The sequence below is a fragment of the Pedobacter sp. UC225_65 genome (assembly GCF_042698365.1).
Taxonomy (GTDB): Bacteria; Bacteroidota; Bacteroidia; order Sphingobacteriales; family Sphingobacteriaceae; genus Pedobacter.
The window spans coordinates 239,933-255,959 of record NZ_CP170550.1; the positions used below are offsets into that span (position 1 = coordinate 239,933).

The following is a 16,027-nucleotide window of genomic DNA, read 5'->3' on the forward strand; positions in this document are numbered from 1 at the left end:
AACTACTTATTATTAAATTAAAAAGTGAAGATAACAATTTCAATATAAAAGCTTAAATTATTTTCATACAATTACAATTAATTAACTAATTGACCGTATAAACTTAACCGCATGGCCGCAAATATTAAAAAAATGCTATCGTGTTTGGCTTTTTATCGAGGTACTCGATTTTGGTCCTAAAAAATCTGCAAGTAACTTTTCATCACTTTATTGAAACAGGTCTTTAGCCATTCGGTATAATGGCTCGGATTGGTTTCAATGTCTTTTTCAAGATCTTCCATACTGATGTACTTGTAGTTGGCAACTTCTTTTGGCTCTGGTTTGGGAATATCGTTACTCAAACCAAAAAACACATGGTCAAATTCATGTTCGGCAATGCCGTTGAGCATATCGGCCTTATAAATGAAATTAAATCCATATTGAAGGTCGCATTCCATGCCCATTTCTTCCATTAAACGGCGGTTGGCCGCATCAATGGTTTGTTCTCCCAATCTGGGATGGCTGCAGCAGGTATTGGTCCATTTGCCTCCAGAATGGTATTTGTCTAAAGCTCTTTGTTGTAATAACAATTCTCCCTCACTGTTGAAGATGAAAACAGAAAAAGCACGATGGAGCAATCCCTTGATATGGGCTTCCATTTTAGGCATAATTCCAGTTTCATTATCGTAGCTATCTACAAGTATTACGTTTTCTGTCAATTCTTTAATCTTTTTTTGTCGTACGTGTTATAAGTTGCGTGCTGCTTGATCAAACTTCCTCAAATTCATCAAAACAATTGAACGCTTCTCTGCTATTGGATGCAAAAATAAGCGGGTGATTTGATATTCTTTGTAGACAAAATACTACTTGACCTGATAATTACATTGATATGTTATAAAGTCGTTTGTTTTAGCGTTATAAAATGTTGTAAATAAGCTGTTAATTTTTAGGTTTTGTGGCTTGTTCTTTTTTAAAAAAAAGCTGTTCAAGTTATCGAACAGCTTTTAAATATCATTTAAAGTTTATTTGATCTGGATTTCGTAATCCATCCTGGCCTGAACACCAGAGTTGATGATTGCTTTTTGCATCTGTTTATAGATCAGGTAATTTTCACCAAGTTCCTTTTTGGTATAATAAACGCTGATGTTTTCTTTCGCGTTGGAAAGGAAAGATTTTAATGGGTCGATCTTTTCTGGGTATTCTACCACCTTGTACTCGCTCAGTTTAGCTTTTTTTGCTGCCGAGGCAATAGCATCGTTGAAACTGCCCAAACGATCCGCCAAACCAATTTTTACGGCATCAGTTCCAATCCACACATGTCCACCACCAATGCTATCTACCTGTGCTTTTGTTTTTTTACGACCATCGGCCACTCGGGTAATGAAACTATCATATACATGGTTTACATCATTTTGGATAATGAAACGTTCGCCAGCAGTTAATGGACGGTTTAAACTCATGATATCGGCATATTTTCCAGTCTTAACTCCGTCAAAAGTAATTCCCAATTTGTTGGTCAACAAGTTCTGTAGGTTAGGGATAATGCCAAATACACCAATTGAACCAGTGATGGTGTTGGGCTGTACAAAAATGCTATCTGCTGCACAACCGATATAATATCCACCAGATGCTGCAACATCGCCAAAAGAGGCAATTACAGGTTTGGTCTTTTTACTCAATACAATTTCTCTCCAGATCACATCGGATGCCAGTGCACTGCCTCCACCAGAATTTACACGGAGTACAATGGCTTTGATATCGTCGTCTAATCTTGCTTTTCTGATGGCTCTAGAAATACGTTCAGAACCGATCTGTTCGTCAGAACCTTCGCCACCAACAATATCACCATTGGCATAAATTACAGCGACTTTGTTCTTGCTGCTATAAGTGGCTTCAAAAGGTAGGTTTTTAATATAATCGTTGATACTGATTGTGGTAATATTTGCTTTTTTGTCTTTACCGGTAATGCTTCTCAGTTCGTCTAATACTTCGTCTTTGTATTTAAGTGCATCAACCATTTTATAGGTCAAGGCATCTTTTGGCAATTGGATCTTATAATCGTCGGCAAATACAAATAAACTGTCGGTACTGATTTTTCTGGTTTCAGAAATGCCCTGTAAAAAGGTTTTGTATAAACCACCAACGTAAGCTGTTACTTGTTGACGGTTATAATCGCTCATTTTTGTGGTAATAAAAGGCTCAACAGCGCTTTTGTAATTGCCCACACGGATGATCTGTGCTTCAATGCCCAATTTGTCTAAAGCTCCTTTAAAAAAGGTAAGCTGAGAGCTGAAACCTTTAAATTCTAAGGCCCCTTGTGGGTTTAAATAAACTTTATCAGCTGCAGAAGCCAAGTAATACGCTCCTTGGCTATAAATCTCGCTATAGGCGATTACAGGTTTTTTACTTTTCCTAAAATCTAGGATTGCATTTCTAACCTCTAACATGGTGGCCATACCCGCATTTGGCGCACTTACATTGATGTAAACACATTCGATCTTGTCATCATCTTTAGCTGCTTTTAAGGCTTTGATCAAATCATTAAAACCGATGCTCTTGTTCTCGCTTCCACCAATAATTGGTAATCCTGCGAAAGAATTTTCGGGTGTACGTTCCGTAATAGCTTGGTCTAGAGTAAAAAGAGAACAGAATTGCTCTTCACTTCTACTTTTTTGTCTTCACCCAGAGATGATACCGCACCAACCAATATAACGAAGAATAGCACAACTAGGACTACTGTAGAAATAACAATCCCAACTACTGTTGCAAAAACATACTTAAAAAAATCTTTCATGCGATAGGTAAATATTTAATTTGTAAATATATAAAACTGAACGGCATCTTAATAGTAAATTTGAGCCTGTTGATTTAACCAGGCAATTATATTCCAATTAGCGCACAGTTTGATATGCATATAGACAAAGTAAAGACTTATTTGTTACTCGGAAGCAATTTAGGCGATAGGGAACTGTATCTCGAAAATGCATTAAAATTGATCCAGGAAAAGGTAGGCAACATCTTCGCTAAGTCTGCTGTGTATGAAACAGCAGCGTGGGGTAAAACTGACCAACCTGGCTTTTTAAATCTGGCCGTTGGTGTAACAACCTTGTTAACGCCAACAGCATTGTTGGAAACCGTATTGTCTATAGAAAAACTACTTGGCCGCATTAGGCATGAGAAATGGGGCTCGAGATTGATAGATATCGATATTATCCTTTATGGTGATCAGGTCATTAAAATTGGTGACGAGCTTCAAATCCCGCATGTAGAAATGCAACATAGGAAGTTTGTAATGCAACCACTCGCCGAAATTGCACCAGATGTGATCCATCCCATCCTTGGTCAGCGTGTATCAGAAATATTAGAAAGTCTTACTGATTCGCTGTCCGTATCCAAAAAGCCATCTGTTTAGGTTTTCTGATGATGGTGTGTTGAAAAGCCCAAATGAATGATTGCTAAAATATTTTATGGAATTGCATTAAATCACAATTTTATCTAAGTTTGAAGCAATGATTGATCACAGTAAAAACACCCAGCCCCTTGACCTCTCTTATTTAAGGGACATGTCTGGCGATAGCGCCGAATTTATGATCGAAATGTTGGAAGCTTTTCAAAAGCAGACCCCAATATACATGGCAGACCTAGAGAAAGCAGTTGTGGCAGAAGACTGGAAAGCTACTTCTGAGTGTGCCCATAAAATGAAACCAACGTTTTATTATGTAGGTAGGGAAGATGTAAGGATCACATGCAGGAAATTGAAAGAAATGCCCGCGAACTAAAAGATATAGAAGGTATTCCGGCTGCTTTTGAGGAGGCCAAAGCATTTGTTGAAATCTTATACAAACAATTAGACGAAGCAAAAGCGGTATTGGAACAAAAAGGCTAAGCTATTTAGCTTTATTGGTAATCCCTCTAAAGTGTAATACAGATAAGGCGATGTACAATACCAATACAAATGGTATTGCTGCAAATTTTAAGAAAACAATCAGTAGGGCCGATAAAATAAGGAAAATGAACTTGAACTTGTTTTTAGCCCAGGTCATGTTGCTAAATTTCAAAGAGAAAGTCTTGATCTCGCTTACCAGCAGGAAGCTGGTAATAGCCGTAATGGCAATCAATAAGATCGAAGATCCGATTACTGTCGGATAATCCAGAGCAATAAATGGCAAGGACACGATAAATAAGGTATTCATTGGTGTGTTTAGACCAATAAACTCTTCTGTTTGCCTTTCATCAATATTAAATTTAGCTAAGCGAAGTGCAGAAAATACGGTAATGATAAAACCCAGATAGGGTAGATACGGAGAACTGAAATCACTTACCTTCAACAATTGGAACATCACCACGCCAGGTAAAAAACCAAAGCTTACCATATCTGCCAGCGAATCCAATTCTTTGCCAATAGCCGATTTTACATTTAACAATCGGGCTACCATCCCATCAAAAAAATCGAATATACCAGAAAGCAGAACGAAATAGGCCGCTGTTTGTAAATCGCCTTTAAATGCAAAAACAACACCGATGCAACCAGAAAAGAGGTTGGCACAGGTAATGGCATTAGGGATGTGTTTTTTCATGTTCAAAGTTGAAGGTTAAAAGTAGAAAGTGTAAAGCAATAAGGTCAACTTTTTACTTTACACTTTTAACAATTCCTATCCGTTCATTCCCATTAAGAATTCTTCGTTGGTCTTGGTGCCTTTAATTTGGGCCTGTACCAATTCCATCGCTTCTTGACTGTTCATGTCGGCCAAGTGGTTACGCAGTACCCAGATCCGTTGTAGGTTTTCTCTATCCAATAACAGATCGTCCCTACGTGTACTAGATGCAGTAATATCAATAGCAGGGAAGATACGTTTGTTAGACAATTTACGATCCAACTGTAGTTCCATGTTACCTGTTCCTTTAAACTCTTCGAAGATCACCTCGTCCATTTTAGAACCTGTATCCGTTAAGGCAGTTGCCAAAATAGTTAATGAACCACCTTTTTCAATGTTACGGGCAGCACCAAAGAAACGTTTAGGTTTGTGCAATGCATTGGCATCAACACCACCAGATAAGATTTTACCAGATGCAGGTGCAGTAGTATTATAAGCTCTGGCCAAACGGGTAATTGAATCTAAAAGGATAACCACATCGTGACCACATTCTACCAAACGTTTTGATTTCTCTAAAACGATATTGGCTATTTTTACATGGCGCTCTGCAGGCTCGTCAAAAGTAGAGGCAATAACCTCGGCCCTTACGCTACGTGCCATATCGGTAACCTCTTCCGGACGCTCATCAATCAATAGGATGATCAAATAGACCTCTGGGTGGTTTTTGGCAATGGCGTTGGCCACTTCTTTTAATAAATTGGTTTTACCCGTTTTAGGCTGTGCGACAATTAAACCACGTTGACCTTTACCAATTGGGGTAAATAGATCCATGATACGTGTAGAATAATTGCTGCTATCTGTAAAAAGATTTAGTTTTTCTGTAGGGAAAAGCGGGGTCAGGTAATCAAAAGGAACACGGTCGCGCACATCGGCAGGGATACGCCCATTGATGCTGATCACTTTTACCAATGGAAAATATTTCTCGCCTTCTTTCGGAGGACGGATACTTCCATTCACGGTATCACCAGTTTTTAGACCAAACAATTTGATCTGCGATTGTGATACGTAAATATCATCTGGTGATGAAAGGTAGTTGTAATCTGCAGAACGTAAAAAGCCATAACCATCAGGCATAATTTCTAAAACACCCTCGTTGGTAATGGTATTATCGAAATCTAGATTAGAATAACTGGTTTCGTTCTGTTTGTGGCTACCACCGTTCTGGTTAGGATTATTCTGGCCTTTTTGAGGACGATTGGCATTGTCTTCTCGAGGTGCTCTTTCTTCTCTAGGCTGTTTTTCTTCTCCAGCAGGAGCATTTTTATTTTCTTTAACAGGTCTTGCTTCTTTAGGCAATCTGTCTTTTTTGGCTGGGTTAGGTTGTTGTGGCTGGTTCGCCTGGTTTTGTAGTTTAGTAGCAATGGTTTCCAATCGCTCCGGATCATCATTAAAATCTGGTGGAACAACTACTACCGGTGGTTCAATAACTTCAATTTCTGGTTGTGGTTCTGCATTGCGGAACTGTGGTTCATCAAATAAAGTTATCCTTTCGCGTTCAGGTTGAGGTTGATTGCTCTTGTCGTCTTTAGAAATACGAGCTCTCTTTTTTGCAACAGGTTTTTCTGTGGCATTTTCCTTGTTCGCTTTAAGTTTTGTCTCTTTAATCGGGGCAGCATTTTCGTTCACTACCTCAGCGCTTGTGCTTTTAGCAGCTTGTTGCTGTAAAATTTGTTCAATAAGGTCATTTTTGCGCAAATCGTCTGCGTTGTTGATGCCTTCTTTTTTTGCCAACTCACGTAATTCAGCAGTCAGCTTTTCAGTTAATTCTGTTTTATTAAACATTTATATGTGCTTGTCGAGAAATTTTAAATAGGGTTTATCAAAAGAATATAATGGAAAAATGCCCTTTACAACATTTATAATAACAATTTTGGTTGAGATTTTTCTGGGATATTCAGATGAACATTCAGGAATTATGTCACAATTGTATGTATTTGAAAATTAATCTGCAACAAAAATTTAAAATTGTTTAAAAATAAATTTCAAAATTGTTGTTTTTGAGGTATTAAAAAACTTAAAATTTGGCATCTTTGTGCACCCATTCTCCCATTCAAATGAACAAGAAACAACTTTTTGAGCAGATACAAAAGAAGAAATCTTTTTTATGCATTGGCCTTGATCCTGTATTGGACAAACTTCCGAAACATTTGTTGAAATACAACGACCCTATCTTGGAGTTTAACAAACAATTGATTGACGCCACACATGATCTTTGCGTTGCTTATAAGCCCAATACTGCATTTTACGAAAGTAGGGGAGTTAAGGGATGGGAAACCTTGGTTAACACTTGGAAACATTTTCCAAAGGATGTATTTACCATAGCAGATGCCAAACGTGGCGATATCGGTAATACATCTGCCATGTACGCCGAAGCCTTTTTTAACGAAGAAAGCTCGCAGATGAGTTTCGATTCGATAACCGTAGCCCCTTATATGGGTAAAGACTCCGTTGCGCCATTTTTAGATCGATCCTAACAAATGGGTGATCTTGTTGGCCTTGACCTCAAATACAGGAAGTCAGGATTTTCAGACCAAACAAAGTGAAGATCAAAAGTTATACGAACAGGTCATGACCACTTCTTCGAAATGGGCCAGCAGCGAGCAGCTGATGTACGTTGTTGGAGCTACCAAAGCAGAAGAATTTGAAAATATCCGTCGATTGGCACCCGAGCACTTTTTATTAGTGCCTGGTGTTGGTGCACAAGGCGGTAGTTTATCGGCCGTATGTAAATATGGTTTAAACAAAGAATGTGGTCTATTGGTCAATTCTGCCCGAAGCATTATCTACGCCAGTGATGGTTTGGATTTTGCAGAAAAAGCACGAGAAGAAGCGCTAATGCTACAGCAAGAAATGGAACAGATCTTAGGGTCTGCTAACTTGCTATGAAAGCAAAAACAGATCTCAAACTGATCATTTCCTTATTGGCAGTAGCCATAGTTTGGGGGACCACTTATTTGGGTATCCGCGTAGCAGTGCACACCATACCACCATGGTTTGTAACAGCCATGCGTCAAGGTATTGCTTCGCTTATTTTGTTGGTCGTATTGTTGCGTAAAAGCGAACTGAAATGGATAGGATGGCCTGCATTGAGGAGACAGATGTTATTGTCTACCCTGATGATGATCATCGCCAATGGCATGACCACCGTTGCCGAGCAGAGCATACCAAGTGGTTTAGCTTCTTTGCTCAATGCACTTTCGCCAATTGTTGTTTTTATAGGAAGTGTAGCCATAGGCCTACAAAAACCAACTTTAAAAGGATTTTTAGGTGTTATTATAGGCTTTATTGGCGTAGCCTTTATTTTTAGGGATGGCTTGAGTGACCTGCTTGATCCCGATTATCAAATAGGAATCATGTTTTTGGCGGCAGCGATCATGGGCTGGGCTGTCGGTACCATTTACACCAAAAAATATACCCACCAGAGTTCAAATATCTTCTTAGATCTGTTTTATCAATTTGTGTTCTCCACCGTTGTGCAATTGGTTTTTGCTTTTGTATTTTCTAAAAACATAACACCAAGTACCTGGAGTATGGAAAGCCTATTGGCCGTACTTTATTTAGGGGTATTTGGATCAATTGTAGGTTATTTCTGTTACAATTATGCGCTGAAGAAGGTAACCGCTACCGAGGTATCCATTCTTTCTTATTTCAATACCATAATTGCAATTTTTTTGGGTTGGCTTGTATTGGATGAAGTGATTACCATAGACCTGCTCATTGCCACTGCATTGATCATTACAGGAGTTTTTATTACCAACTACAAGAAAAAACAAAAGGTAATGGCTTAACAAAATATGATAATGTCCTTAAAATTTGCCTCAACAGAACAAAATTTTCAGATAAATTAATTTCTATTTCCTCATTAAATAATGGATGATAGGATAGGGTTAAATTTTGTTTAAAGATGGAATCTCTTCATTTTAATGCATAAATTCAGTGATGAACTTTCCAGAAGAACTTTTACATTTTGTTTGGCAGTTTAGGTTGTATGGTGCAGAACCTCTACAAACCACTACTGGAGAAATCATTCAGGTTATTCAGCTGGGTACGCTGAACAAAAATGCTGGTCCTGATTTTAGCAATGCCAAACTCGTGATAGGAGATACCACTTGGGTTGGGAATGTAGAGATCACCTCAAATCATCAGATTGGTTATTGCATCAGCATCAACTGGACAATGCCTACGAAAACGTAATCTTACATGTAGTGTATGATGATGATACCAAGATCTATAGAAAGGATGGAACTCTGTTACCAGCCTTAGTACTCAAAAATCGTTTTCCTGCCTCCTTAGCAAATAATTACGAAGCTTTGATTACGGCGGCAAACAACTTTCCCTGCGAAAAACAGATCCATGAAATTGATGACTTTTTAATCAAAGGATTTTTATCAAGAGTTTTGGTAGAACGTTTGGAAGATAAATCTGCAGAGGTTTATGAAAAGTTAAAAGAGCTAAAAAACGATTGGGACGAAGCTTTTTATCATTTTATGGCCAGAAACTTTGGTTTTAAGGTAAATGCCGTACCGATGGAAATGTTGGCACGTTCCTTACCCCAACAATTGTTTGCCAAACATAAAGATCGAGCCCTTGCAGATCGAGGCCCTGATTTTCGGGCAGGCGGGATTTTTAGACCAAAAATTTAAAGACGAATATCCAAAACAACTCCAAGCAGAATATCGCTTTCTGCAAAAGAAATACGGCTTACAACCTATAGAAGTTTCTTTATGGAAGTTTATGCGCATGCGTCCGCAGAACTTTCCAACCCTACGTTTGGCACAATTTGCAGCATTGATCATCGACTCTAATCATTTGTTTTCTAAAGTTTTGGCCCTTAGAGATTATCGAAATTCGCAGCAGTTGTTTGAGGCGTTGCCTGTAAATCCTTATTGGCAAAACCATTACCATTTTAATAAAACTGCTGAAAATGTAGGTTTACAGCTTGGTAAAGGCTCTATTGATAACATTTTGATCAATACACTTTCATTGTTTCTATTCGCATTTGGCAAAGCGATGGACCAACACAATTACATTACACGGTGTTTTTATATCTTGGAAAATCTACCGGCAGAAAATAATGCAGTTGTCAAACAATATATAGATGCTGGTGTTCGTATTAAAGATGCTTACCAGACGCAAGCTTTGTTACAATTGAAAAAAACTTACTGTAATGAAAAAAAATGCTTAAATTGTGGTATTGGAATTAAAATTTTAAGACAATAAGATGTTTCAACGTATTGTTACCTTTTTCGAAAAACAAAGTTTTGGTGTTTCCGCCTATTTGGCCAACAAGCTGAATATGAGTACAACCAAAGTCCGCTTGTTTTTTATCTACTCTTCTTTTTTAGCGGTAGGTTTTCCAATTCTGTTCTATATCCTTGCTGCCATTGTTTTGGATATCAGAAACTACATGAAAAAAGCTAGATTAAGAGTTTGGGATATGTAGGAGTGAAGTTTAAAGTTTAAAGTGAAAAGTTGTACGTTATAAGTTTTAAGTTGGTCTATCTTAATACTTGATACTTAGTACTAGATACCCTTAGAGTTGTCGTTATAAGTTGGTCTAATAATCTTAATACTTGTTACTTAATACTTAGTACTTATTACTTAATACTTATTACTCTGTACTTAACTAATCTTCGTCCCTTAAAATCTCTGCAATTTCATGGAAACCCTTTTCTGCGGCCAAATCGGCAGGTAATTTGCCACCTTCCATGCGCAAAGTAACTTCAGCACCATGCTCTAACAGCAGTATAATAAGTTCGATATTGCCCAATTGAGCAGCGGTATGTAAAGGTGCGGCCCCTAATTTTTGACAAACGTTAGGATAAGCACCCGCATCTAACAACATTTTGGTAATACTAAAATTATTGGCGGCAACTGCCGAATGGATCGGGAATACATTGTATCCATTTTTACTGGCAATATTGACCTCAGCCCCTTTTAAAACCAGAAACCTTGCAATTTCCTCATGTGCAAAATAACAAGCCAATCCTAGCGGAGTAAAACCATCAGCAGAAAAAGAATTGACAATTTTTGGGTCTTTAAAAACCAATAAGGTTACTGTATCAAACTTACCTACAGCGCAAGCATCGAAAATGTTCAGTTCAGGTACAAATGCTGCAATCGCATTGGCAATTTCTTGTTTCTTGTAAAAACAGGCCAATAAGATAGGAGAAATCTGATGTGAAGTAACTTGAACGGCCAATTGGGGTTTTTGCGAAAGTAAGGAGGTAATTTCGGCCAATTGATCATTTTCAATAAACGTTTCGAGCTGCGTAATGTCCATTTTTTAATAGTTTTTAAACTAATCCGTTAAATTAACAAAAATAAATTGAGATTGCTAAATGGCTTTTCTAGAATAATATACGCTAACCGCTAACGATACATTAAAAATCGAACTTTCAATCTGTTTTTTTGACCATAAAAAAACCCTGCCCAATTATGATCAAGCAGGGTTAACCTAAAACAAAACTATTTAAATAAGTAATCACGAATCCACCTTAAGGTGGGAGTGTTCATGATGCCCTCATTTCATGAAAAACAAAAATCTTTCAATGAAAATTTATTAAGTTTTAAGTATGACTATTGTTTATAAAGAAAGTTTAATAGCCATTCAATAAATTTTACGAAGGGCTTTTGGCAATTCGAAATAATTTGTTTAAATCGTAATTGTTTTATACGAAACAAAACAAGTATATGTTTTATATTTGTTGATTAATAACATTAAACGAAAGATGTCGGTAAGGGGAAATCAATTCAAATCCAACTCATTTAAGCAAGATTCTGATCCTAAAAAACCGGGTCAGCGGTCGTCAACAGGCAAAGAACCCCGAGCTAAAGCAGATATTTTACCAACATTCGATCTACAGAACGGCAGGCTGGTTAAAATTATAGGGCTTTTCTTTGTGATCATCTCCATCTATTTTCTGGTAGCCTTTACCTCTTATCTGTTTACTTGGCAAGAAGACCAGAGTTATGTAATAGATGCCAATGGAGGTTGGAACAATCTATTTAAAACTGTAAATGAACTAAAGAGCAATGGTGTAAATGATCCGGTAGTACAGAACTGGTTGGGTAAATTTGGCGCATTGTTGTCGCACCAGTTTATCTACGAGTGGTTTGGTATTGCCTCTTTCTTGTTTGTTTTTGTGTTTTTTGTGATAGGCTATCGCTTATTGTTTAAAGTAAGGATATTCGCCATCGAAAAAGTATTGGCCTATAGTTTTTTCTTTTTACTGTTTATTTCCTTGGCCTTAGGTTTCGGACATTCGTTTTTTGCAGAAACACCACATTTTTTAGAAGGTGAATTTGGCTATTGGAGCAACAGGTTATTGGTGGCCCAGATTGGGCAGGCCGGAGTAGGTGGGCTCATTATCTTTTTAGGCCTTACCATATTGATCATTGCCTATAACATCGATTTTAAAATCCCAGAGCGCAGCAAAAAAGAAGACGATTTTGTACCCGTACCACCTGCACCAATAGCAGTAGAAGACGAGGTGATCTTGAACCTGTAGAGTTTAGTGTAAACGACCGTTTCAAGAACCAACCCAAAAAAGACCAGAACATTATCCTAACACCTAACCGCTTCGAAGAAAAAGAAGAAGAGAAAGAAGACTTGGCTACAATTTTGCCTTTAGGTACCAATGTGATGTTAACGGCTACACCAGCAGCAGCTTCAGCGCCTATAGAAGTTACGCCAGCACCAACGTTTACGATAGAGAAAAGTGAAGATGAAGTGAAAGCAGATGGTTTGGTAGAGCAGTTTGGTAATTACGACGAAAAGTTAGACTTATCTGGTTATCAATATCCAAATCTCGAATTATTGGAGAACTACGGCTCTAACAAGATTTCGGTAAATGCCGAAGAACTGGAAGCCAATAAAAATAAAATTGTAGAGACACTTAACCACTACAACATAGAGATCGATAAGATCAAGGCGACCATTGGCCCAACGGTTACTCTGTACGAAATCATTCCAGCCCCTGGAGTTCGGATTTCGAAGATCAAAAACTTGGAAGATGATATCGCCCTAAGTTTGGCCGCTTTGGGTATCCGTATCATTGCCCCAATGCCAGGTAAAGGAACAATTGGTATTGAAGTACCCAACCAACATCCAGAAATGGTATCGATGCGTAGCATCCTGAATACCGAAAAATGGGCGCAAAATACAATGGACCTGCCTATTGCCTTGGGTAAAACCATCAGTAATGAGGTGTTTATTGCGAGTACTGGCCAAAATGCCCCACTTATTGGTAGCGGGTGCCACCGGACAAGGTAAGTCGGTAGGATCAACGCCATCTTGGTTTCCTTGTTGTTTAAAAAACATCCAGCACAGCTTAAATTTGTACTGGTGGATCCAAAAAAGGTAGAGTTAACCTTATTCAATAGAATTGAGCGCCACTTTTTGGCCAAATTACCTGGTGAAGCCGATGCCATCATTACCGATACCAAAAAGGTAGTGAATACCTTAAATTCTTTGTGTATAGAAATGGACCAACGTTATGATCTATTGAAAGATGCGCAGGTAAGGAACTTAAAAGAATACAACGATAAATTCATCAAACGTAAACTGAACCCAAATAATGGACATCGCTTTTTGCCTTTCATTGTGTTGGTGGTGGATGAGTTTGCCGATTTAATGATGACCGCAGGTAAAGAAGTAGAAGCACCAATTGCCCGTTTGGCCCAGTTGGCCCGTGCTATCGGGATCCACTTGGTATTGGCCACACAAAGACCATCTGTAAATATCATTACCGGTACGATCAAGGCCAACTTCCCGGCCAGATTGGCCTTTAGGGTGTTGTCTAAAATCGATTCCAGAACTATTCTTGATAGTGGTGGTGCCGACCAATTGATTGGTAGAGGAGATATGCTATTGTCGACAGGTAGCGACTTGATTAGGCTACAGTGTGCTTTTGTTGATACACCTGAGGTAGACCGTATTTCAGAATTTATCGGTAACCAACGCGGTTATCCAGATGCTTATCAATTGCCAGAATACATCGATGAAAATGGCGAATCGTCTAAAGCTGATTTTGATCCAGATGATAGAGATCCTTTGTTTGAAGAGGCTGCACAATTGATTGTAACGCATCAGCAGGGTTCTACTTCATTGATCCAACGTAAAATGAAACTAGGCTATAACAGGGCCGGTAGAATTATAGACCAATTGGAAGCTGCTGGAGTAGTTGGTCCGTTTGAAGGAAGTAAGGCCAGAGAAGTTTTATTGCCAGACCAATACGCTTTGGAACAATTCTTGAATAACCTAAATAACAAATAACAGATTTACTTTCTGCCAGCCAGCATTGAAGAGTTGTTGGCAGATAAATTAGAAAATATGAAACCATCATGATTTTCAAAAGAATAGAATTGACAAATCATGAGCGCTTCATTACAATTAAAAACAATTTTATACAGATGAAAAAGATAATAGTAGCATTGATGGTAATGGGAGCATTTGGGTTTACGACCAATGCACAGACAGATTCGAAGGCCAAAGAGATATTGGCCGCAGTGAGTAAAAAATATCGTTCTTACGATATCGTAAAAACCGACTTCACTTTTACGCTAAACAACGCACAAGCTAAAGTAAAAGAAACCCAACAAGGTACATTATACGTGAAAGCGAATGCGAACAAGTACAAAGTAGCCATGACCAATCAAGACCTGATCAGTGATGGTAAAGTACAGTGGACTTATCTTAAAAATGACAAAGAAGTACAGATCTCTAATGTAGATAACAGTGGAGATGCAATCAACCCAGCTAAGATTTTCACCATTTATGAAAAAGGCTTTAAATACCTATATACTGGAGAAAGCAAGGTTGGTGCAAAGACTTATCAAATGATCGACCTTTCGCCGATAGACACTAAAAAAACAGTATTTAAAATCCGTTTGAGTATTGATAAGGTTTCAAAACAGATTGCCAATGTGGTGATCTTTGAGAAAAATGGGAATACTTATACCTACAATGTGAAAACATTCTCGCCAAACGTAAAAGTGCCAGAAACAACTTTTGCTTTCGATGCCAAAAAATATCCTGGTGTTGAAGTGGTAGACTTAAGATAATTTTAATTCAATTTACATGTTAAAAGGGTTTAGGCTATTGGCTTAAACCCTTTTTATTTAGCTAATTTTTAAGTATCATTGTTGTAGACCAAAATACACTTAACGTCTTATTTCAGTTGAAAATGAAAAAAATCGGACTATTAATAGCCATTAGCTGTTGCTGTCTTGTTGGATTTGCGCAAAATACAGTTTTTAAGATTAACGGAACTATTGAAGGCAGAAATGAAGGATACATCTACATCAGCTATACAGAAAAGGATGGCAAATATAAATTAGATAGTGCTTTAGTGCATGACCACGCTTTTGTTTTTAAAGGCGAAGTAGATGGACCAAGTATTGTATACCTGAGGTCTTCTTTAAAGTCTAGAAATATGGACGATCCTAATTCTGCTAGTTTCTTTATTGAACCTACAAACATGGAACTAGCGCTTATGGAGGGGGCTTATAAAGATTTTAAATTGTTAGGTTCTAAAACAGAAGAAGATAATAAGAGGCTTAACTTATCAAAGGCATCTATTAAAGCAGAAATGAAACCCATTTCTGAGGCTTATACCAAGGCCAACGCTGCCTACACCAAAGCCATAAAAGATAAGTTACCACAAACAGAGCAAGATATCTTGCATAAACGCGCTGGCGATATTAGAGAACAATTTGAACCATTTAATGCTAGAATGGACCAAATAGACTATGCTTTCTTTTTAAAAAATCCAGATTCTTACCTTACTGCTTATTTGATGATCTTTAAGGTTTCTGGACTTTCACTCGATTCGGCACAATTGTTCTATAATAATATGACACCTAGGGTACAACAAAGTGTTTATGGTAAAATGATTGCAGAAGAGATTGTAAAAATTAAAAAAGGTTCGCCGGGTGCCATTGCCACTATTTTTACAGCTACAGGTATTGATGGTAAAGCTTTGAGTTTAGCCGATTTTAAAGGCAAATATGTACTGTTGGATTTTTGGGCAAGTTGGTGTTTGCCTTGTAGGGCAGGTAATCCTCATCTCAAAAAAATATATGCACAATACCAACCAAAAGGTTTCGAAATTATTGGTATTTCTGATGATGATAGCAAGCCTGAAGCCTGGAAAAATGCAGTAAAACAAGATGGCATTGGAATTTGGAAACATGTATTGAGGGGTTTGAAATGGAATGGAGATAGTTTCGACAGAACAAATGACATTAGTGAGAATTTTGGTATTCATACTTTGCCAACCAAGATATTAATTGATAAGGAGGGCAAAATCATCGGTCGTTACGGCGGTGGTGCTGAGAGTGATGAAGCGATGGATAAGAAATTGGCGACAATATTTGGTAAATAATTAATT

Annotated in this window: 13 protein-coding genes and 3 pseudogenes; 11 read left to right on the plus strand and 5 right to left on the minus strand. The window is 37.9% G+C overall.

Annotation, left to right across the window (positions count from 1 at the left end; all coding sequences use genetic code 11):
• Positions 1–176: 176 nt before the first annotated feature.
• On the minus strand, positions 177–698 hold the full coding sequence (gene idi / locus ACFJIZ_RS01235) for an isopentenyl-diphosphate Delta-isomerase (protein ID WP_379089918.1): 522 nt from the start codon (positions 696–698) through the stop codon (positions 177–179).
• 303 nt (positions 699–1,001) lie between these two features.
• Positions 1,002–2,600: a signal peptide peptidase SppA gene (gene sppA, locus ACFJIZ_RS01240; RefSeq protein WP_379093824.1), complete on the minus strand. Its 1,599-nt coding sequence runs from the start codon at positions 2,598–2,600 to the stop codon at positions 1,002–1,004.
• Positions 2,601–2,887: 287 nt separating this feature from the next.
• On the opposite strand from sppA, the gene folK reads away from it, so the two are divergent.
• The 3 genes from folK to ACFJIZ_RS01255 all read left to right on the plus strand — a co-directional run bounded on the left by folK (position 2,888) and on the right by ACFJIZ_RS01255 (position 3,865).
• Positions 2,888–3,391, plus strand: a complete 504-nt coding sequence (folK, locus tag ACFJIZ_RS01245; protein WP_379089920.1) for a 2-amino-4-hydroxy-6-hydroxymethyldihydropteridine diphosphokinase — start codon at positions 2,888–2,890, stop codon at positions 3,389–3,391.
• Positions 3,392–3,488: 97 nt separating this feature from the next.
• Entirely contained in the window at positions 3,489–3,758 is a 270-nt protein-coding gene (locus tag ACFJIZ_RS01250) for an Hpt domain-containing protein (protein WP_379089922.1), read from the plus strand.
• Positions 3,725–3,865, plus strand: a complete 141-nt coding sequence (locus ACFJIZ_RS01255; protein WP_379089924.1) for a hypothetical protein — start codon at positions 3,725–3,727, stop codon at positions 3,863–3,865. Before ACFJIZ_RS01250 ends, ACFJIZ_RS01255 begins: the two co-directional genes overlap by 34 nt.
• A 1-nt stretch (position 3,866) precedes the next feature.
• Here the strand turns inward: ACFJIZ_RS01255 and pssA are convergent, their stop codons facing one another.
• Positions 3,867–4,556, minus strand: a complete 690-nt coding sequence (gene pssA, locus ACFJIZ_RS01260; protein WP_379089926.1) for a CDP-diacylglycerol--serine O-phosphatidyltransferase — start codon at positions 4,554–4,556, stop codon at positions 3,867–3,869.
• A gap of 75 nt (positions 4,557–4,631) precedes the next feature.
• Positions 4,632–6,416, minus strand: a complete 1,785-nt coding sequence (rho, locus tag ACFJIZ_RS01265) for a transcription termination factor Rho (RefSeq protein WP_379089928.1) — start codon at positions 6,414–6,416, stop codon at positions 4,632–4,634.
• Between the two features lie 272 nt (positions 6,417–6,688).
• Here rho and pyrF point away from each other — a divergent pair.
• The 5 genes and pseudogenes from pyrF to ACFJIZ_RS01290 all read left to right on the plus strand — a co-directional run bounded on the left by pyrF (position 6,689) and on the right by ACFJIZ_RS01290 (position 10,077).
• Positions 6,689–7,520, plus strand: a pseudogene (gene pyrF / locus ACFJIZ_RS01270) (orotidine-5'-phosphate decarboxylase).
• Positions 7,517–8,422 (plus strand): DMT family transporter, encoded by a 906-nt coding sequence (locus tag ACFJIZ_RS01275; protein WP_379089930.1) that lies wholly within the window; start codon positions 7,517–7,519, stop codon positions 8,420–8,422. The pseudogene pyrF and the gene ACFJIZ_RS01275 overlap by 4 nt, the downstream one beginning before the upstream one ends.
• Positions 8,423–8,573: 151 nt before the next feature.
• A pseudogene (locus ACFJIZ_RS01280) lies at positions 8,574–9,277 on the plus strand (DUF2851 family protein).
• Positions 9,222–9,854, plus strand: a complete 633-nt coding sequence (locus ACFJIZ_RS01285) for a DUF2851 family protein (protein WP_379089932.1) — start codon at positions 9,222–9,224, stop codon at positions 9,852–9,854. Before ACFJIZ_RS01280 ends, ACFJIZ_RS01285 begins: the two are co-directional and overlap by 56 nt.
• A 1-nt stretch (position 9,855) precedes the next feature.
• A complete protein-coding gene (locus tag ACFJIZ_RS01290) occupies positions 9,856–10,077 on the plus strand; it encodes a PspC domain-containing protein (RefSeq protein WP_055130920.1) in 222 nt (73 codons plus the stop codon).
• Between the two features lie 183 nt (positions 10,078–10,260).
• Here the strand turns inward: ACFJIZ_RS01290 and ACFJIZ_RS01295 are convergent, their stop codons facing one another.
• Complete coding sequence (locus ACFJIZ_RS01295; protein ID WP_379089935.1) at positions 10,261–10,917, minus strand: ankyrin repeat domain-containing protein; 657 nt, start codon at positions 10,915–10,917, stop codon at positions 10,261–10,263.
• 448 nt (positions 10,918–11,365) lie between these two features.
• On the opposite strand from ACFJIZ_RS01295, the pseudogene ACFJIZ_RS01300 reads away from it, so the two are divergent.
• The 3 genes and pseudogenes from ACFJIZ_RS01300 to ACFJIZ_RS01310 all read left to right on the plus strand — a co-directional run bounded on the left by ACFJIZ_RS01300 (position 11,366) and on the right by ACFJIZ_RS01310 (position 16,021).
• Positions 11,366–13,911 (plus strand): annotated as a pseudogene (locus tag ACFJIZ_RS01300) (DNA translocase FtsK 4TM domain-containing protein).
• A gap of 137 nt (positions 13,912–14,048) precedes the next feature.
• A complete protein-coding gene (locus ACFJIZ_RS01305) occupies positions 14,049–14,699 on the plus strand; it encodes an outer membrane lipoprotein carrier protein LolA (protein WP_379089937.1) in 651 nt (216 codons plus the stop codon).
• Positions 14,700–14,821: 122 nt separating this feature from the next.
• On the plus strand, positions 14,822–16,021 hold the full coding sequence (locus ACFJIZ_RS01310) for a redoxin domain-containing protein (protein WP_379089939.1): 1,200 nt from the start codon (positions 14,822–14,824) through the stop codon (positions 16,019–16,021).
• Positions 16,022–16,027: the final 6 nt, after the last annotated feature.

Coding starts and splice junctions, on each gene's coding strand:
- folK (WP_379089920.1), top strand. CDS start 2,888: ATGCATATAGACAAAGTAAAGACTTATTTGTTACTCGGAAGCAATTTA.
- ACFJIZ_RS01250 (WP_379089922.1), top strand. CDS start 3,489: ATGATTGATCACAGTAAAAACACCCAGCCCCTTGACCTCTCTTATTTA.
- ACFJIZ_RS01255 (WP_379089924.1), top strand. CDS start 3,725: ATGCAGGAAATTGAAAGAAATGCCCGCGAACTAAAAGATATAGAAGGT.
- pssA (WP_379089926.1), bottom strand. CDS start 4,556: ATGAAAAAACACATCCCTAATGCCATTACCTGTGCCAACCTCTTTTCT.
- rho (WP_379089928.1), bottom strand. CDS start 6,416: ATGTTTAATAAAACAGAATTAACTGAAAAGCTGACTGCTGAATTACGT.
- ACFJIZ_RS01275 (WP_379089930.1), top strand. CDS start 7,517: ATGAAAGCAAAAACAGATCTCAAACTGATCATTTCCTTATTGGCAGTA.
- ACFJIZ_RS01290 (WP_055130920.1), top strand. CDS start 9,856: ATGTTTCAACGTATTGTTACCTTTTTCGAAAAACAAAGTTTTGGTGTT.
- ACFJIZ_RS01295 (WP_379089935.1), bottom strand. CDS start 10,917: ATGGACATTACGCAGCTCGAAACGTTTATTGAAAATGATCAATTGGCC.
- ACFJIZ_RS01305 (WP_379089937.1), top strand. CDS start 14,049: ATGAAAAAGATAATAGTAGCATTGATGGTAATGGGAGCATTTGGGTTT.
- ACFJIZ_RS01310 (WP_379089939.1), top strand. CDS start 14,822: ATGAAAAAAATCGGACTATTAATAGCCATTAGCTGTTGCTGTCTTGTT.